14 protein-coding genes are annotated in these 18,913 nt (G+C 68.2%); 12 read left to right on the top strand and 2 right to left on the bottom strand.

The annotated features are described in order from the left end of the window. Positions 1-31: 31 nt before the first annotated feature. From AC07YR_RS19740 to AC07YR_RS19685, 12 genes are all read left to right on the top strand, one after another. Positions 32-985, top strand: coding sequence for an ABC transporter permease (locus AC07YR_RS19740; RefSeq protein WP_436056387.1), 954 nt, complete (start codon positions 32-34; stop codon positions 983-985). Next, entirely contained in the window at positions 982-3,021 is a 2,040-nt protein-coding gene (locus tag AC07YR_RS19735; protein WP_494734983.1) for a dipeptide/oligopeptide/nickel ABC transporter permease/ATP-binding protein, read from the top strand. The genes AC07YR_RS19740 and AC07YR_RS19735 overlap by 4 nt, the downstream gene beginning before the upstream one ends. Further along, positions 3,018-4,025, top strand: coding sequence for an oligopeptide/dipeptide ABC transporter ATP-binding protein (locus AC07YR_RS19730; protein ID WP_494734982.1), 1,008 nt, complete (start codon positions 3,018-3,020; stop codon positions 4,023-4,025). The genes AC07YR_RS19735 and AC07YR_RS19730 overlap by 4 nt, the downstream gene beginning before the upstream one ends. An 11-nt stretch (positions 4,026-4,036) precedes the next feature. Further along, on the top strand, positions 4,037-6,766 hold the full coding sequence (locus tag AC07YR_RS19725) for an alpha-L-rhamnosidase (RefSeq protein ID WP_494734981.1): 2,730 nt from the start codon (positions 4,037-4,039) through the stop codon (positions 6,764-6,766). Continuing rightward, the gene (locus tag AC07YR_RS19720) at positions 6,763-7,722 is read left to right on the top strand and encodes an alpha/beta hydrolase fold domain-containing protein (RefSeq protein WP_494734980.1); all 960 of its coding nucleotides are present in this window, start codon (positions 6,763-6,765) and stop codon (positions 7,720-7,722) included. The genes AC07YR_RS19725 and AC07YR_RS19720 overlap by 4 nt, the downstream gene beginning before the upstream one ends. 52 nt (positions 7,723-7,774) lie before the next feature. Next, complete coding sequence (locus AC07YR_RS19715; RefSeq protein ID WP_494734979.1) at positions 7,775-8,134, top strand: VOC family protein; 360 nt, start codon at positions 7,775-7,777, stop codon at positions 8,132-8,134. 102 nt (positions 8,135-8,236) lie between these two features. Further along, the gene (locus AC07YR_RS19710; RefSeq protein ID WP_494734978.1) at positions 8,237-10,864 is read left to right on the top strand and encodes a glycoside hydrolase family 78 protein; all 2,628 of its coding nucleotides are present in this window, start codon (positions 8,237-8,239) and stop codon (positions 10,862-10,864) included. After that, a complete protein-coding gene (locus AC07YR_RS19705) occupies positions 10,861-11,853 on the top strand; it encodes an alpha/beta hydrolase fold domain-containing protein (protein WP_494734977.1) in 993 nt (330 codons plus the stop codon). Before AC07YR_RS19710 ends, AC07YR_RS19705 begins: the two co-directional genes overlap by 4 nt. A gap of 101 nt (positions 11,854-11,954) precedes the next feature. Beyond that, the gene (locus AC07YR_RS19700) at positions 11,955-12,836 is read left to right on the top strand and encodes an alpha/beta hydrolase fold domain-containing protein (RefSeq protein ID WP_494734976.1); all 882 of its coding nucleotides are present in this window, start codon (positions 11,955-11,957) and stop codon (positions 12,834-12,836) included. 73 nt (positions 12,837-12,909) lie between these two features. Continuing rightward, positions 12,910-13,797 carry a fumarylacetoacetate hydrolase family protein gene (locus AC07YR_RS19695; protein WP_436056396.1) on the top strand — a complete coding sequence of 296 codons (888 nt, stop codon included), beginning with the start codon at positions 12,910-12,912 and terminating at the stop codon, positions 13,795-13,797. Next, on the top strand, positions 13,797-15,614 hold the full coding sequence (locus AC07YR_RS19690; protein WP_494734975.1) for an FAD-dependent monooxygenase: 1,818 nt from the start codon (positions 13,797-13,799) through the stop codon (positions 15,612-15,614). Before AC07YR_RS19695 ends, AC07YR_RS19690 begins: the two co-directional genes overlap by 1 nt. Next, entirely contained in the window at positions 15,592-16,836 is a 1,245-nt protein-coding gene (locus AC07YR_RS19685; protein ID WP_494734974.1) for a DUF3500 domain-containing protein, read from the top strand. The genes AC07YR_RS19690 and AC07YR_RS19685 overlap by 23 nt, the downstream gene beginning before the upstream one ends. A gap of 115 nt (positions 16,837-16,951) precedes the next feature. Here AC07YR_RS19685 and AC07YR_RS19680 read toward each other — a convergent pair whose 3' ends face one another. Both AC07YR_RS19680 and AC07YR_RS19675 read right to left on the bottom strand, forming a co-directional pair. Continuing rightward, entirely contained in the window at positions 16,952-18,019 is a 1,068-nt protein-coding gene (locus tag AC07YR_RS19680) for a quercetin 2,3-dioxygenase (RefSeq protein ID WP_494734973.1), read from the bottom strand. 129 nt (positions 18,020-18,148) lie between these two features. Beyond that, positions 18,149-18,913, bottom strand: a 765-nt coding sequence (locus tag AC07YR_RS19675; RefSeq protein WP_494734972.1) for an HNH endonuclease signature motif containing protein, incomplete at its 5' end; no start/stop codon positions are given.

Here is an 18,913-nt window from a genome sequence, read left to right as displayed (position 1 = left end):
CAACGGAGGGCACCCCGGCAGATCCTGACCGATGGAGGTCACCATGGCACTATTCATTACCAAGCGCCTGCTGATGGCGCTCGCCACCGTGCTGGTGGTCGCGGTGCTGGCATTCCTGCTGGTGCACGCAATGCCCGGCAGTCCCGGAGCGGTTTCGCTCGGGGCCGGAGCTTCCCAGGATGCGATTGATGAGGTGAACCGGCGTCTTGGGTGGAACGATCCGCTTCTGGTCCAGTTCTTCCGCTGGCTGGGTGACGCGGTCCAGGGCAATCTCGGTGTCTCCCTCATCGATGGCCGCTCCGTGTCCGCTGACCTGGCCAACAGGCTCCCGGTGACCGCGTCGCTCGCGGCAGGCGCGACTGTCCTGAGCGCTGTGCTGGGCATCCTCCTCGGCGTGACCGCCGCTGTGCGCGGCGGCTTCCTGGATCAGGCCATTGGAGGCTTTGTCGGGCTCCTTGTGGCTCTGCCCGCGTTCTGGATCGGCATCATCTTTGTGTACCTCTTCGCCGTCCAGTCCTCGGTCTTTCCCGCCACCGGCTACGTTCCCTTCGAAGCCTCGCCCCAGGATTGGGCCATGTCCCTGGCGCTGCCGGTGATCACCCTGGCCGTAGGCGGTGCGGCGTTCATCGCCCGCCAGACCCGGGCTTCCATGCTTGAGGCGTTGCAGCAGGAACACATCCGTACGCTCCGCGCGACTGCCACGCCCACGTGGAAGATCCTCTACATCCACGCCCTCCGCTACGCCAGCCTCCCCATCGTGGCCGGCATCGCCCTGCAGTTCATCGGACTGTTCGGGGGCTCCGTCATCGCGGAGCAACTGTTCGCCATGCCGGGCCTGGGCCAGGCAGTCCAGAACTCCGTCAGCACCCACGATGCCCCGTCCGTGCAGGGCGTGGTGGTCATCGCCACCGTTGTAGTGGTGGCCGTGAACCTGGTGCTGGAACTCGCCACCAAGTTCCTCGATCCGAAGTTGCGTGCCTCATGATCCCCTCCGTCGCCCCCGCCCCGCTCCAGCGCAAGAACGCCCTGGCCAGGTTTTCCGCCCACCGCCTCTTCGCTTCTCCGGGCGGCGTGGCGGGCGTTTTCTGGCTGGCGGCCCTGGTGGCCGCATCGCTGACTGCCCAGTGGTGGCTGCCGTACAAGACCGAAGACCAAGACTTCACCGCAGTCCTGTCCGGCCCCACCGCGGCCCACTGGCTCGGTACCGACGAACTCGGCCGGGACCTCCTCAGCCGCATTTTCGCTGCCGCCGCAGGCACCCTCGGAACCTCACTGATCACGGTGATTGTCGGCGTCGGGCTTGGAACGGTCCTAGCCATGCTGGCGGCCGCCGCCGGCGAACGCGTCGAAGCGGTCATCAGCCGCGTCACCGAAATCATGATGTCCCTGCCCGGCACGGTGATCATCCTGGCCGTCATCGGCGCAGTGGGGACCAATATTCCGCTGATCATGGCGATCCTGGGTATCCTCATCTCCGCCGGAATCTACCGCGTGATCCTCGGCCAGGCGAAGTCCCTGCAGTCCCAGCTCTACGTGGACGCCGCCAAGGTTGACGGCGTCAGCACGCTGGGCATCAGCCTCCGGCACGTCCTGCCCGGCCTGACGAACACCATCGTGGTGCAGTCCGCCCTCATTTTCGCCGTCGGCATGCTCATCCAGGCGGGCCTGGCGTTCATCGGTTTCGGCCCGCCCATTCCGCAGCCCAGCTGGGGCGGCATGATCCAGGGCGCCTCGCAGCACGTCTACGATGCCCCGTGGCTGATGGTCCCCACCGGCGCCGTGCTGGCCCTCACCGTCCTGGCCGCCAACGCTATCGGCAACGGCCTGGGCAAGGCGCCCAACACCACCGCCTCCCACCTGCCGTCGGCGGCAGCCCGCCGCCAGCGGGCTCGTGCCGTAGCCGCCGTCGGCGCTGCCGTTGGCGCCGCCACTTCTCCCTCCGCTAATCCGGCTGCCGACTCTGACGCCGCACCCGCGAACGGACAGCTCAGCGTCCGCGAACTGTCAGTAGGGGTCGACGGCGGTCCTCGCCTGGTCACGGACGTCTCGTTCGACGTCGAACAGGGAACCGTCCTGGGGCTCGTCGGCGAATCCGGGTGCGGCAAGACCATGACCGCGCTGTCGCTGCTCGGCCTGCTGCCCTCCGGGGTGGCCGCAACGGGCGGCCAGATCCTCTGGAACGGCAAGAACCTGGCTGCCGCCACCGACCGGGAGATGGAAGCCATCCGCGGCCGTGACATCGCACTGATCTCGCAGGAACCCATGCGGGCCCTGGACCCCATGTTCACCGTGGGTTACCAGCTCACCTCCGCCATCCGGCGCCTCCGGAAAATGGGCAAGGCGGACGCCCGGAAGGAAGCCCACACCCTGCTGGAAAAGGTGGGCATCGTGGATGCCGAACGCATCCTCAAGACCTACCCGCACCAGATCAGCGGCGGCATGGCCCAGCGCGTGGCCATCGCCCTGGCCCTCTCCGGACGGCCCCGGCTGCTGGTGGCCGATGAGCCCACCACCGCGCTGGATGTCACGGTCCAGGCGGAAATCCTGTCCCTGCTCCGCTCGCTGGTGAAGGACACCGGCATGTCGGTGGTGATGGTGACGCACGACCTCGGCGTCGTGGCGGACATCTGCGACAACGTCGCCGTCATGTACGCCGGCCAGGTGGTGGAAAGCGGCCGGACCGCCAACATCCTGGACAACCCCCGCCACCCCTACACGCTGGCGCTCCTTGCCGCGGACCCGCATGCCAACTCCGCGGCTGACATGCCTGACCGGCTGGCCACCATCAGCGGCCAGGTGCCGCAGCCCAAGGACTGGCCCGCCGGCTGCCGCTTTGCGGCCCGCTGCCAGTTCGCCGGATCGGCCTGTGCCACCCCGGTGCCGCTGCTGGCCTCCGGCTCGGAGGACGGGCTGGTCCGCTGCGTCAAAGCCGACGAACTGGCCGTGGAAGGCCTCGAGTGGCTTGCCACCGAAGTGCCCACGCACCGAGTACTGAAAATCGTTGAAAAGGACCTGGCATGAGCATCGAGACGGCAGAACGGCAGGACACAGCGGCGGTTGCGCCGGAGCAGCCCATGCTGGAAGTCAAGGACCTGGTGGTCCGCTACGGCCGCGGGCGGAAAGCTGCGGCGGTGCCGGCAGCGGTGGACGGGGTGAGTTTCAGCATCCTCCCCGGCGAGACCGTGGGCCTGGTGGGGGAGTCAGGTTCCGGAAAGTCCACCATCGGCAAAGCCATTCTGGGCCTCCAGAAGAGCGCCGGCGGCACCATCACCTTCCAGGGCAAGGACATCACCCGCGCCGGAGCTGCAGAGCGCCGCGCCCTGGGCGGAGAACTCCGGGCCGTCTTCCAGGACCCCAATTCCTCGCTGAATCCGCGCCAGACCATTGGTGCTTCGCTTGCCGAACCGCTGCGACTCCGCGGAGCCACTGCCCTTGAAGCCCGGGACAAGGCCGAGGCCATGCTGGAACGCGTCGGGCTGCCCCGCGAAGCAGTGGACCGCTATCCCAGCCAGTTCTCCGGCGGCCAGCGCCAGCGCATCGCGGTGGCGCGGGCCCTGATCTGCGACCCCCGGCTGGTGGTCTGCGACGAAGCGGTCAGCGCCCTGGACCTTTCCACCCAGGCCCAGGTGCTCAACCTGCTGGCAGACCTCCGGGACGAACGCGGCCTGAGCTACCTGTTCATCGCCCACGACATTTCGGTGGTGCAGTTCCTGGCCCAGCGCGTGGTGGTCCTCTACCGCGGCCAGGTGATGGAGAGCGGCCCTGCGGCCGCCGTGACGGAGGCGCCCAAACACCCGTTCACCCAGGCCCTGGTGGCAGCTTCCCCCGTGCCGAGGCCGGCAGAGCAGGCCCAACGCCGTGCTGTCCGCGAGGCCCTTGGGGTTCGCACTGCCGCCGCGGTGCCGGCGTCGCCGGGCGGATGTCCCTTCAGCCAGCGGTGCCCGCTGGCAACGGAGCTGTGCACCTCCGAACGGCCCGCGCTCCGCCGCGTCGGTGCATCGGACGTCGCCTGCCATTACGCCTGAAAGGGGCACTGTTGCCTAAACATCACGCATCCGTTCAGCCCGCCCGCCTCCGGACCGAAAATCTGAGCCAGGCCTTCGGCATCACCAACACCGCCCCGCGGTTCAGCTGGACGCCGCCACACGGCACGGTCCGGCAGACGGCCTACCAGCTCAGCACGAGCAACGGCTGGGACACCGGGCGCGTGGACTCCAGCCTGCACAGCTTCGTGCCCTACGGCGGGCCTGACCTTGGTTCCCGCGACCGCTTCGACTGGAGGGTCCGGAGCTGGAACGCGGCCGCGGACGGCACCGAGGTACTGTCCGGCTGGTCCGAACCGGTGGCCGTGGAGCTGGGCCTGTTGAACGCCTCGGACTGGAGCGCCCGGTGGATCGGACCCGATGAATCCGAGATTCCGGCACCGGGCCGCCGCCCCGGGTATGCCCTGCACCGCGACTTCACCCTGGACGCCGCACCCGACTTTGCGCGGGCCTACGCCACCGCGCACGGCATCTATGAGCTCTTCCTCAACGGCCACCGGGTGGGGGACCAGCAGCTGACCCCCGGCTCCACGAGCTATCACACCACCCTGCAGGTCCAGACGTTCGACATTGCGCACCTGCTGCGCCCCGGCACTAACACCGTGCGGTCGGTCCTGACGGACGGCTGGTTCCGCGGGGCGTTCGGGTTCACGCGCGACGCCGACTTGTACGGAACGCAGACTGCTTTCCTGGCGCAGTTGGAAATTGAGTCCGGGGGAGGACGGACGGTCATCGGCACTGACGGGTCGTGGCTTGTTTCTGCGACGGAGATCCTCTCTGCGGACCTGATGGAAGGCCAGCGCGTGGACCTCCGGACAGCGACTGTTCAGGGTGAGGCCGCCCGGGCCGCCGTCCTGCGGGAAGGCAGCTTCAGCACTCTGACCGGCCCGGTGGCACCGCCCACCCGGATCGTGGAGGAACTCGCCCCGGTGTCCATCACCCGCCTGACCGGCGGCAACCAGATCGTGGACCTGGGACAGAACATCAACGGCTGGGTGCGACTGAGCCGGCTTGGCGCCCCGGGCGCCGAGGTGACTTTGGTGTATGGGGAAGCGCTCGACGACGACGGCGACGTCACCCAGGACCACCTCCGCCCCATCGACTTCAAAAGGCCCGGCCAGTTCCTGGCAGCCGGGCAGGTGGACTCGGTGGTCTCCGACGGTGTTCCGGGCGGGGTCTTCGAGCCGCGCCATACCGTCCATGGCTTCCGCTACGTCTCCGTCCGCGGCCTGGCCGACACGCTGGAGCGGGCGGACGTCGTGGGCTGCATGGTCCAGACGGACCTGGAACGCCTGGGCTCCTTCAGCTGCAGCGATGGCCGGCTCAACAAGCTGCATGAGATCGTCGAATGGAGCTTCCGGGACAACGCCTGCGAAGTGCCCACCGACTGCCCGCAGCGTGAAAAGGCCGGGTGGACCGGCGACTGGCAGCTCTTTGTGCCCACAGCCGCCTACCTCTACGACGTGGCCGGCTTTTCGCGGAAGTGGCTCAACGATGTCCGTGCCGACCAGTGGGACAACGGGGTGATCGCCAACATCTCACCGTCGCCCGGACCGGACGTCACCGGTGCCGAGTTCATGGCCTTCACCAACGGGTCCGCGGGGTGGGGGGATGCGATCGTCATGGTGCCCTGGGAACTTTATCTGGCCACGGGTGACACAGGCATCCTGGCAGAGAACTGGGACGCCATGAACCGCTGGCTGGGCTTCATCCGAAGCGCCGCGGAGGGGACCAGGCACCCGGCCAGGGCAGCCGGCCGCCCCAGCCCCGGGGAGCATGAGCAGTACCTCTGGGACACCGGCTTCCATTTCGGGGAGTGGATGGAACCCGGCGGCCCGGCTCCGGACCTCTTCGCCTCCCGCGCCGCGGACAACGGCATCGTGGCCACCGCCTACTACCGGCACTCCTCCGCCGTCATGGCCAGGGTTGCTGACGTCCTGGGCCGGGATGACGAAGCCCGCGGGCTTCGGGATCTTTCCGGGCACGTCCGCCGGGCGTGGCAGCAGGAATACCTGCGGGCTGACGGAACGGTATCCAACCAAACGCTCGACGGCGGTACCCAGGCCAACTACGTGCGGGCGCTCGCCTTCGACCTCGTGCCGGACACTGCCCGCTCCGCCGTCGCGGACCAGCTCGCCGGCCTGGTCAGGGCGGCGGGCACCCACCTGGGCACCGGCTTCCTGGCCACGCCGTACCTGCTTCCGGTGCTTGCCGACAACGGCCACCCCGGCCTCGCCTATGAGCTGCTGATGCAGGACTCTGAGCCCTCCTGGCTGGTGATGGTGGACCGCGGCGCCACCACCATGTGGGAGGACTGGAACGGCATCGGGGCCGACGGCAGCGCCACGGGCTCGCTCAACCACTACAGCAAGGGCGCCGTGGTCTCGTTCCTACACCGCTACACCGCCGGGCTGCGCCAAGCGCCGGGGAGTGCGGGCTGGGAACGGATCATCATCGAGCCCCGGCCGGGCGCCAGGCTGACGTCCGCCAGCACCTCGCACCGGGGCCCGCAGGGCGTCATCGAAGTGGAGTGGATCATTGACGACGGCGTGCTGACGCTCACGGCCACCGTCCCCTCCGGGACCACGGCGGAGGTCCGCCTGCCCGGACAACCGGGCGCCGTCGTCGGACCCGGAACCCATACCTTTGCCGCCGCAATGCCCGCCGTCGATTCCGCAAGCGGCATTGACGCCCACCCGGACCTCGCAAGGAGCGCACGATGACCCCCCAAACCGCCACCACTGAAACCCCGCGACGGATGCCTGCGCCGCCTCCCTTCCCGGCCTTCCACGCGCCGGGAACTCCTGAGCCGGCGTCGGAGGTGTCCACCGTGCACCGCGAAGTGAGCTACGCCATTGCCGTCGGCTTCCGTCGCCTGGCGATGGACATCTGGCTGCCGCGCGAAACCGCAGGACCTGTTCCCGTGGTGGTGTGGATCCACGGCGGAGCCTTCCAGCTTGGTGACCGCCGCGAGCTGCCGCCCACCTTTCCCAAGGACTCGGTCTTCCGGTTGCTGAACGAGGCCGGCATCGCCTGCGCCACAGTTGACTACCGGCATGCCCTGGAAGCGCCCTTCCCGGCGCAGCTGCATGACCTCAAGGCCGCCGTCCGGTACCTCCGGGAGCACGCCGACGTCTTGGGCATCGACCCGGGCCGCATCGGCGCCTGGGGCGAGTCCGCGGGCGGGCACCTCGCCGCCCTGCTCGGTGTCACGGGGACCCGGGAGGACCTGGAAGGCGGACTCGGAGCGTCGGGTCACTCCAGCGCGGTCAGTGCCGTCGTGGACTTCTACGGCGTGTCCTCGCTGCCGGACATGCCGCCGATGGATATGCCCGCTGGCCTCATGTCCGGCCCGCTCGTGGCCGACGTACCGCCGGGGATGACCATGGAGCCGGGGCCGATGCTGGTGGGCGGCACCGCCGATCCGGACCTTCTGGCGGCGGCCAGCCCGCTGGGCTACGTCACCCCCGGCGCGGCACCGTTCCTGCTCATCCACGGCGACAGCGACGGCCTGGTCCCGCTTTCCCAAAGCGAGCTGCTGGCCGCGGCGCTGACGGACGCCGGCGTCCGCAACGAACTCGTCACCATCGAGGGCGCCGACCACTGCTTCTTCGGTGCCGAGGGCCATTTGGACGGAATCCTCAACACCGCAGTTGAATTTTTCGCCAGCGAGCTTTAGGGATCCGCGGGCCTTAAGGACAGGCCCGACGGCGGGCCGGTAGCATGCCGCTATGGCTATCGCACGCTTCCCAAGCTTTGTTATCGACTGCCCCGATCCGAGAGCCCTTGCGGGCTTTTACGGTACCCTGCTCGGCTGGAACGAAAGGGTCGATGACGGTTGGGTCGAGATCCGGCCCGACGACGGCAGCAACTGCATTGCCTTCCAGCAGGTGGACGGCTACCAGGCCCCTGAGTGGCCGGGCCAGACCCACCCGCAGCAGATGCACATGGACCTGGTGGTGGCGGATCTGGACGACGGCGAAAAAGAGGCCATCAGGTTGGGCGCCACCAAGGCGGAGACGCAGCCCGGCACCACCTTCCGTGTCTTCCTGGACCCGGCCGGCCACCCGTTCTGCCTCTGCCTGAGCTGACACTGGTTTCAGTCAATGAAACTCCGCTAGCGGGCCCATCGGCGATTCCGGGACGCTGGGGGAAGCCCTTGAACTTCCCCTTCGTGACGAATCGAGCCGACGTTGACTCAACCATCCAGCCCCTCAGCCCTCCGCTTTGAACACCATGAGGAGCCCTTTGGTATCGGCGAGGAGCGGCCGCGGCTCTCCTGGCAGGTCACCTCCGAAACACCGGGCTGGGTCCAGTCCGCCTACGAACTCGAGCTCGGCCCTGATGAAGACCACCTGGTCAGCTACGGTCGAACCGATTCCGCCGAGCAGCTCCTCCAGCCGTGGCCGGCACCGCCGCTGCGGAGCCGCCAGCGTGTTGCCGCCCGGGTCCGTGTGTGGGGCAACGACGACGGCGGTCCCTCCGAATGGAGCCCCGTCACCGACGTCGAAGCCGGGCTCCTGAATCCGGCAGACTGGCAGGCGGCCATGATCCGGCCGGCCTGGCATGAAGCCAGCGAAGACACCGAGCCCGCCTCCCGGCTGAGCCGCACGTTCGAAGTCACGGGCACCGTGGCCTCCGCACGCCTCTACGCCAGCGCCCACGGTGTTTACGTGGCCTGGATCAACGGCCGGCGCGTCGGCCGCGAGCGGCTGGCGCCGGGCTGGACCAGCTACCACCACCGCCTCCGCTACCAGACCCACGACGTCACTGACTACCTGCAGCCCGGCACCAATGTCGTCGGACTCGAACTTGCCGACGGCTGGTGGCGCGGCAACCTGGGCTTCCAAGACAAGCGCAACACCTACGGTGACCGCACGTCGGCGATCGCCCAACTGGAAATCGCCGACGCCGGCGGCAGGATCACGGTCATCGGAACCGACAGCTCCTGGCTGGCTGGCAGGAGCCCGGTGCTCGGCGCCGATCTCTACAACGGCGAAACGTATGACGCCCGGCTGCAGGACTGCGGCTGGGCAGACTCCCAGGACGCCGGGCTCGGCCCTGTAGCCGTGGAGGACTTCAATGCGTCGGTGCTGGTGGCCCCGGACGGTCCGCCGGTGCGCGCGACGGAAGAGCTTCCCGTGACCGCAGTGCTGGGCACGCCGTCCGGGAAGACCATTTTGGACTTCGGCCAGAACCTCGTGGGACACATCCGCATCAGGGTCAGCGGAGAGGCCGGCACGGAGGTGGTCCTGCGCCACGCCGAGGTCCTGGAACACGGAGAACTCGGCACCAGGCCACTGCGGGTCGCCAAGCAGACCGACCGGTACATCCTGCGTGGCGGCCGCGAGGAAATCTGGGAGCCTGAGTTCACCATCCACGGCTTCCGATATGTGGAGGTGACCGGCTGGCCCGGTGACCTGGACCCGGACGCGTTCACCGCCGTCGTCGTTCACTCAGACCTGGCGCGGACCGGTTCCTTCGAATGTTCCGACCCCATGCTCAACCAGCTCCATTCCAACGTGGTGTGGGGCATGCGCGGAAACTTCGTTGATGTGCCAACGGACTGCCCGCAGCGCAACGAGCGGCTCGGCTGGACGGGCGACTTCCAGATTTTCGCAGCAACGGCGTCCTTCCTCTACCGGATCCCAGGCTTCACAGCGTCCTGGCTGAAGGACCTGGCCGCCGAGCAAGGTACCGACGGACCTCCGCCGCTGGTTGTCCCCGAAGTAACGTTCGACAAGCCGCCGTTTCCTGTCCGCCCGGTGATGGCCGCGTGGGGTGACGCGGCCGTGCTGGTTCCCTGGGTGCTGTACCAGCGCACCGGCGACCTGGAGTTCCTGCGACGGCAACTGCCGGGAATGATCGCATGGCTGGAGGCTGCTGCCGGGGCCGCCGGACCGGAGCTGCGGTTCGAACAGGGCTTCCAGTTCGGTGACTGGCTGGATCCGGCGGCGCCCCCGAACGAACCAGGCGCTGCCCGGACGCCGTGGCAGCTGGTGGCCCAGGCCTACCTGGCTTACTCGGCCCGCGTGGCCTGCCAGGCCGCGGTGCTGCTGGGGGAGGACCCGGCCGCTCTGGACGAGCTCTCGCAGCGGGCTGCCGAAGTATTCCGCGAGCGTTATATTTCCCGCGGCGGGCTGCTGATGCCGCCGACCCAGACGGCCTACGCCGTCGCACTGAGCTTCGGACTGCTGGAGGGCCGGGAGCGGGCTGCCGCGGCCGACGGGCTGGCTCAGGCAGTGGAAGCCGACAGCTACCGGATCGCCACGGGTTTCGTGGGGACACCGCTGGTCTGCGACGCACTGACCGACCACGGCTACTCGACGGCGGCATACCGCCTCCTGCTCCAGACGGAATGCCCGTCCTGGCTCTACCCCGTGACGATGGGTGCCACCACGATCTGGGAGCGGTGGGACTCCATGCTTCCGGACGGGAGCATCAACGAGGGTGAAATGACGTCCTTCAACCACTACGCCCTGGGTGCGGTGGCCGATTGGATGCACCGCAGCCTGGCGGGGCTGGCCCCGGCTGAACCGGGCTACCGGAAACTGCTGGTCCGGCCCCGGCCCGGCGGCGGGCTGGCCTGGGCACGGGCCAGGCACGAGACCCCGTACGGTGTGGCCGAGGTCAGCTGGAACCTGGCGGGCGCGGACTTCACCCTGGAGGTGACGGTGCCGGCGGGTTGCACCGCAACGGTGGTGCTGCCGGATGCTGACGAGACCACCCATGAAGTTGGATCCGGAACGCATTCGTTCAGCTGTGTGGCGACGCCGGCTGACGAAGCCCTCAGGGCTCCCGAACTCGCGGCACGGCCATGAGCGTGGATCCGGAACTGGCTGCCCTAATGCACCACGTGGCCGGCGCCGGTTCCTTCGCCGAGCTCCTTGCCGATCCCTCCGGGATGGAACGGCTGGAGGCCTTCAGTGCGGGAGAGTCCCCGTATGCGGCGCCTGCCGTCGCGGTCCGGACCGTGGACGTGCCGGGCCCCAACGGCCCGGTGCCGGTACGCATCTACGGCGGGCTGGCGTCGGACTCTTCAGCAGACTTGCCAGCCGCTGCAGGCGGCGGACTTCCGGCCCTCGTATGGGTTCACGGTGGCGGGTTCGCCGGAGGCGGCCTGGACATGCGCGAAGCGGACCAGCTGGCGCGGGAAATGGCCGACAGGACGGGCGGGGTGGTGCTGTCCGTGGACTACCGGCTGGCCCGCGGCGGGGTGCATTTTCCGGTGCCGCACGAGGATGTCCTTGCAGCCTGGCTGTGGGCCGTGGAGCACGCCGCGGAGCTGGGGGCTGACCCCCGGACCCTCTGCCTGGGCGGAGCCAGCGCCGGCGGCAACCTTGCCGTCGGGGCTGCCCTGTTTCTGAAGGATGCGGGAGGCCGGCTGCCCGCGAAGCTGGTGCTCGCCTACCCCTTCCTGCACGCGGAGCTGCCGGAGCCAGGGGATCCGGGGGCCGCGGCCATGGCCGGTCTTCCGCGGATCCTCCGCTTCACGGCGGACGATTGCCGCGCCATGGTGGAGAACTACATCGGAGGTCCCATCCTGATGGCGTCCTCCTATGCCATGCCCGGTTATGCGGACCCGGCCGGCCTGCCGCCTGCAGCCGTCCTGGTGTGCGAATACGATGACCTGCGCTACTCCGGCGAGTTGTTCGTTGACGGTCTGCGGGCCGCCGGGATCGCCGTGGAGGCGCGCGTGGAACCGGGCGCCACGCACGGCTACCTCAACCACTCGGCGGGGCTGCGCATCGTGCAGCGCGGCCTGCAGTTCCTGGCCGATGAAGTGGCGTCGGCGAAGCCATTTCAATGATTGGAATTTCCCGTTTCCGCCGGGGCTTCCGTCCAGCAGGCTTAGGGAAGAAGATGCCGGATCGTTCCTGATTCCGGCCATGGCAACGGATGGAGTCATTGATGACTGCTGGACAAGTCCTGAGGGGGATCGAGTTTTCACGTCCCGGCGGATTGCCGTTGCTGCTGGACCTCTACCTGCCGGCGGCAGGAACCTCCCGGGCCGGCTCCGGGGGTCCGGTGCCGGCCGTCGTACATTTTCACGGCGGCGGCTGGCGCATGGGGGAGCGTTCCTCCCTCGGCCCGGTGACCGACGCCTTTGCGCTGGCACCCTTCGAGCGTCTGGCCGCGGCAGGGTTTGCCGTGGTGTCGGCGGACTATCGCCCGTCCTCGCAGGCCGTGTTTCCGGCACAGCTCGAGGATGCCACAGCCGCCGTCGCCTGGCTCCGGAACCACTCGGCTGAGTTCAACGTGGACCCGGGCAGGATTTTTGCCTGGGGGGATTCCGCCGGCGGGCATCTGGCCTGTCTTGTGGGCCTCGGGGCGGACGGTTCCGGCGCCGGTGCGGGGGCCCAGGCGTCCGGTGTGAAACCTGTTGCTGCCGTCGCCGCCTGGTACCCGCCCACCGACCTTGTCCGGATGGGCAGCCAGGCCCTGCCGGATGCCGTGGCAACGGCGGACGACCCCGGTTCCCGCGAAGCGCTCCTCCTCGGAGCGCAGCCCGCGGATGCCCCGGGCATGGCGGCTGCTGCGAGCCCGCTGAGTTACGTGGGCAGCCATGCACCACCGTTCTTCCTGGCCCATGGCACCGCCGACCGGTTCGTCCCGCCAGCCCAGGCCGCCACGTTCGCCGCGGCGCTGGAAGCCGCTGGCGCCGACGTCGAACTTCTCCTCATTGAAGGCGCCGACCACATGTGGTCGCTTCCGGACAAAAGCCCGGCCGCGGCGCAGAAGGTCCTGGACGCCACCATCGATTTCTTCCGCAGGCAAGCCCAGGTCACCTGACCCGGCACTTCCTGACTTTGACCCCAGCCTGACCGGCATTCCTTGTGCCCGGGCTAGACCTGAAAGGCTCCACATGCAGTACATCGGCATCAACCACAGCGGGGAAACCTGGGCAGCGGCCCTGGTGGACTCCCGCGTTTTCCCGCTGGCGCCCGTAGGCGAGTTCTGGGCGGACGCCGCCGGCTGGCAAGACAAGTCTGTCTCCCTGATTGCCGGCGCCTCAGCATCCGGTGCTTCAGCAGCCGACGACGGCGGCTGGCTTGAGCGCGCCAGCGTTACCGAAGTGCCGCTGGTGCCCGCATCGGCCCGCATCATCTGTGTGGGCCTCAACTACAAAGCCCACGCCGCGGAAGGCAGCTACAAGGACCAGGACCTGCCTCCGTGCCCCACGCTGTTCGGCCGCTGGACGGCCTCGCTGTCAGTTGGGAACGTGCCCGTGCCCGTACCCTCCGGCGAAGCGGGACTGGACTGGGAGGGCGAAGTGGCGGCGTACGTCGGCCGGCGTGTGGAATCCGTGGACGAGGCCGAAGCGGCCGAAGCGGTCTTCGGCTACTCCACGTTCAACGACCTCACGGCCCGCCGGGCGCAGAAGCTCACCACGCAGTGGACCCTGGGCAAGAACGGCGACTTCACCGGACCGCTGGGTCCGCTGGTCAGCCGGGACGAGGTGGGCGACCTCCGTGACGGCCTCCAGGTCCGCACGCGGGTGAACGGCACCGAGGTCCAGAACGGCAACACGCGGGACATGATCTTCTCCGTGCCGGCCATCATCTCGCTGATCAGCCAGACCCTCACCCTCCATCCCGGCGATGTGATCGCCACCGGAACCCCGGAGGGTGTGGGGTACGCCCGCACACCGCAGTGGCTGCTGCAGCCGGGCGACACCGTTGAAGTGGAAATCGACCGCCTCGGCACGCTCACTACTCCCGTCGGCGACATCTCGCTCCGTGGCCGTGCCTGATGGTCACCCTGGAAACCGCCTCTCCTGACACGCTGCCGGAGGAGGTGCAGGTCCTGATCTCCGGCGGCGGCCCCAGTGGACTCTTCCTCTCGCTGGACCTCGCATCCCGCGGTATCCCGAGCACGGTGATCGAGCCACGGACCACCGTGGATCCGGCCCGGACCCGGGCCAAGACCACCAACGCCCGCACCATGACGCACCTCCGCCGGCTGGGGCTGGCGGACGCACTCCGCGCCGCGGCACCGCTTCCCGTGGACTACGCCCAGGACGTCACCTTCTGCACCGGCCTGGCCGGTCCCGCGGCCCATGAAATCCGGACGTTCCGGCACGCGTTCCAGCTGGTGCCGGGCCGCTACGGGCCGCAGCCCGAATGCGGCCAGCAGGTTCCGCAGCCCGTTTTGGAGGAGGTCCTCCGCGCTGCGGTGTCCGAGGCCCCGTTGGTTACCTTGCTGACCGGGTGGCATGTGCAGGACGTCAGTGTTAATTCCGGAAGTGGTAGTTCAGGGTCGGTTCCTTCCGGAACCGCCAGTACCGGAACCGCCGTCGTGGTCGCGGACGATACCGGACGGACCCGCACCATCACCGCCGACTTTGTGGTCGGGGCCGACGGCGGTTCCTCCGCCGTGCGCCGCGGCCTGGGCATCCGCCTGGAAGGCGGTTCCGCGGAGCTGTCCAACATCAGCATCATGTTCCGCTCGAAGGACCTTGGCCCCAGGATCGCGCTGCCACCTGCCGTCCAGTACTGGGTGGTGGGAGGGGAAACCGCCGGAATGGTGGGCCGGATGGACCTGGCCGATACGTGGTGGGCCATCGTGCAGGGCGTGGACGCAGAGGCTGCGGCCGCGCTGGCGGATGACGCCGCCGTCGCCATGGTCCGCGAACTGGTGGGCACAGAGGTGGACGTCGACGTGGTGGCCACCGATCCCTGGACCGCCCGCATGCTTCTTGCCCCCGACTACGGCCGCGACGGCGTGTTCCTGGTGGGCGACGCAGCGCACCTGAATCCACCGTGGGGCGGGCACGGCTTCAACACGTGCATCGGCGATGCAGCGAACCTTGCGTGGAAGATCGCGGCCAGCCTGGGAGGGTGGGGCGGCCCGGAACTCCTGGCCAGTTACGGGCTCGAACGCCGTCCGGTGGCGGCGCGGACCATCCGCGACGCCGCCACCAACGGCGAGGCGCTCGCCTACCATTTCGCTGATCCGGCCCTGCGCAGCGCCGGCGGCGACGGCATCCAGGCCAGGCAGGCGGCTTACGGGGCGCTCGCGGTCAAAAAGAGCGAGTTCGATTCGCTGGGACTGGTCCTCGGCTACGCCTACGCGGATTCGCCCCTCGTGGTGCCTGACGGTTCGCCGGTTCCCGCTGAGGACCCCATCCGGTACGTCGCTTCGGCCAGCCCTGGGGCCCTGCTGCCGCACGCCTGGTTGGATGACTCCACCTCCCTCTACAGCCTCCTTGGCACAGGCTTCACCCTCCTGGCCGACGCCGCCGCCCTGGGCGGTGTGCCTGAGGTTCAGGTTTTTGCGCCGGTCGTCCATGCTGCGGCCCGGCAGGGCATCCCGGTGACCATCACCGCCGTCGGGCCTTCCGACGACGGGACGCCGATGGCGGACCTGTGGGGAGCCGACGCGGTGCTGGTCCGTCCGGACCAGCACGTTGCCTGGCGCGGTACGTCCGCTGAGGCTGCCGCGGCAGCGCTAGCCGTGGCCGCCGGCTGGAGCGCAGCGCCCCGGCATTCTTTCGAGCACAACCCATCGCAGCACAACCCATCGCAGCCCACCGAAAGGGACTCCCGTGTCAGCGCCGTCATTCCGTGAATTCCTGTTCGCTCCGGACCATCCGCGGGTGGCAGGGATCCGCGGCCTCACCGCCCGGGACTACGCCGAAGCGGCCAAAACCGACTCCTTTGCCGGCCCCATGATCAAGGGCTGGGACGTGCTCTACCCGGAACCTTTCAGGGGGATAACGAACGACGGCGTCCCACGCTCGGGGCTCTATCCGCTCGAACCGGCCAGGGCCGGCGAAGAAGCGCCCACAGCGGCGATGGTGGCAGCCGGCCGGAAGCTGCTGTCTGCTGCAACCCTCGATGAAGTCTCCCGGTTGAGCTACGGCGTGTACGCCCACGAGTGGCAGAGCTGGGCGAACCCCGAGTTCATGCAGCACGACACCGGACTGCGCCTTGATGAACTGGACGCCCCGGTCCGGGATGCCGCGCTGGCCGTGGTGGAGGCGAGCCTGAGCCCTGCCGGTTTCGAACTAGCCAGGAACCTCATGCGGATCAACGGATTCCTGGGTGAACTGGTGGAGCTTCCGCTGCTGATGAATGAGTTCAGCTACAACTTCGCCCTGTTCGGTGAGCCGTCCGAGACGGAACCTTGGGGCTGGCAGCTCTTCGGCCACCACGTGGCGCTCAACTGTTTGGTCGCGGGCACGCAGCTGGTGATCTCGCCCGTGTTCCTCGGAGCGGAACCCGACGTCATCGACGCCGGTCCGCACCGGGGCGTCAAGGTCTTCAAGGAACGCATCGCGCTGGCCCGGAAACTGATGGGTGCCCTGCCGGACAGGCTCCGAAAGGAAGCAACGGTGTATGACGCGATGGTGGACCCGGCCATGCCTGAGGGTCGGATCCACCCCGGGGATGAACGCCATCTGGGCGGCTGCTTCCAGGACAACCGGGTGATTCCCTATGAGGGCATTGCGGTCGGCTCGATGCCGCCCGAGGCGCTAGCCGTGCTGGATGACGTGGTGGAGGATTTCATCGCATACCTGCCGGACGGACCCAGGGCTGCGCGGCGCAGGGAGATCCGGGAGCACTACGGCGAGAGCTGGTTCAGCTGGATCGGCGGCTGGCAGGGGCAGGAGGCCTTCTACTTCCGGCTGCAGAGCCCGGTGGTGGTGATGGAGCTGGACCACCACACGGGGGTCTTCCTCAGCAACGACGAGCCGGCGCCGTTCCACATGCACACGGTCCTGCGCACGCCCAACGGCAACGATTACGGCCGCGAACTGGTGCGCCAATACCCATCGATTGCTCCGTAACAGCCGTTTTCCGGGGCGAAAAAGGCGCGTACGGAGCAATCGATGACCCCCCGGAACCAGAAATGGCCCGGACCTCCTTTCGGAAGTCCGGGCCATTGGCGTTCGTTGGTTCTTCTCAGATGTCCAGGGCCGTGCGACGCTGCGGCGGGGGACCGACGACGGTCAGGTCCATCTCCGCCTGGGCGCGGCCGAAGCCTTCCATGTCCATGTACGGTGTCCCGCCTTCGGTGTACATGTAATCCTCGGTGGGCTTGTTGAAGTACTCAAAGAAGCCGTTGAAGACCGACGGCGTCAGGAAGCCCACCATCTGGGTGTTGTGGGAGTCGAACGCGAAGGAGTGGACGGTTCCGGCCGGCGCATGCACGAAGTCGCCCTTGGTCAGGAGCATCTCGCGGCCGTTGGCGTAGAGCCACATCCGACCCTCCGTGCACAGGAAGTTCTCGGTGTGCTCCGAGTGGAAGTGCAGCGGAATGTAGGGCGACTTGGCTCCCTTGGTGTGCACTGCGAAGTAGTTTGAGCCGGTGTTCGCCGGCCTTGAGAGGTAGGTGAACATGGTCTGATAGCTGACCAGGCGTTCACCTTCGCCCGCACTGAGGAAGTACGGGCTCTGGATGGGCGGAAGGCCGGCGTCCTGCTGGAAGGTAGGCGCAACGCGCTGCACGTCCGGGAACGTGATGCCGAACTCGGCCCCCACTTCCGTCTGCTCCTGTGCGCTGCGTTTGTGGCCCGCGCGCACCGGCGGAACATGCGAATCGATGGGGGTGCCGACGCGTTCGTAGTAGGCCTCGGCCCCGCCGGGGGTCATCCAGTTCAGGAACCGTGTGTAGTGGCTGGCCATGCGGTAGGCGTGCGGGGTTCCTGGAGGAATGACTACGGAGTCGCCGGGCGTGAGGATGCGGCTTTCGCCGGGCAGCCAGACGTGCAGGATGCCGTCGAAGACGTACAAGGTCTTGTGCTCCACCTTGTGGCTGACGAAGGGAGATTCGGCCCCCATCCCGCCCGAGACGTAGGCGGCACTGAAGATGCCGCCGGTGTCCGCCGAACGGGCGATGACGGTGACAAGCTGCCCGTTGATTTCGTACCGGGCGCCCTCGCCGGAAGCCATGTAGTAGGGGACAACCTCGCCGGGCAGCGCGTTCGCCACCGGGAGTTGTGTATTCATTTCCTCAACGCTGAGGGACATTGGTTCCTTCTTTCCAGTCCGGAGCTTCGCCGTGGCGTGGTCACCAGCATGCCCTCAAACGAAGGGTCGGGGTGTCAGGCTTTCCAATGAGTGAAATACATTTCGGCACTCCGTCAGAGCACGACAGGGTCACTCGAGTCTGAAGTAGTTGTTTCTTCGCGGGACCTGTCGTGGGTCGATGTGGGGTGGCGGGGTGAACCAGGGGATCCCGGTTTTGACGTGGATCTGCCACTGTTCCTTGTGGATCAGGTGGTGGTGATGGCTGCAGAGCAGGGCGCCGTTGTCTGTGCTGGTGGTTCCGCCGTGTGACCAGTAGGTGATGTGGTGGGCTTCGCACCACGGGGCGGGGATGGTGCAGCCGGGGAAGGCGCAGCCCTGGTCGCGGGCGGTGAGGGCTTTGCGGATGTGGGGCGGGAAGACCCGGGTGGTGCGGCCGATGTCCAGGATCCGGCCCTGGCTGCCGAGGAGGACGGGGATGATGTCCGCGTCGCAGGCGATCTTGCGGACGGTGGCGGCGGTGACGGGACCGGTGAACGTGAACGAGCCTGTGCCGGGGATGCGGGCGGTGCCGGTCCTCTCGATGGTGCCTGAGGCCGAGGTGGCGTGCTCGAGGTTCTTCAGCCGGTCGAGGAGGTCGCGGTAGTCGATGGTGACCATAACCTGGGGCCGGAGCCCGCCCGCAGCCGGGAGCGCCCCGGTGGTCAGGGCTGCTTTGCAGGCGCCGACGAGGCCGTCGAGGAGCTGCTGCGGGCGGGTCCGCTGGTCCAGGTCCTGCTCGCCTGGTTGGGTGCGGGGGTTGGTGGCGGTGTTCATCGCCGTGAGCAGGTGTTCGGTTTGCTCCGTGGTGGCGAGGATTTCCATCCGCTGGAGTCCGCGGCGGGGCTGGCGGAGGAA

The sequence above is a fragment of the Arthrobacter sp. GW460-12-1-14-TSB2 genome (genome assembly GCF_059423525.1).
Note: the sequence above shows the minus strand (reverse complement) of the source record. Positions and strands in the feature narration are given on the sequence as shown.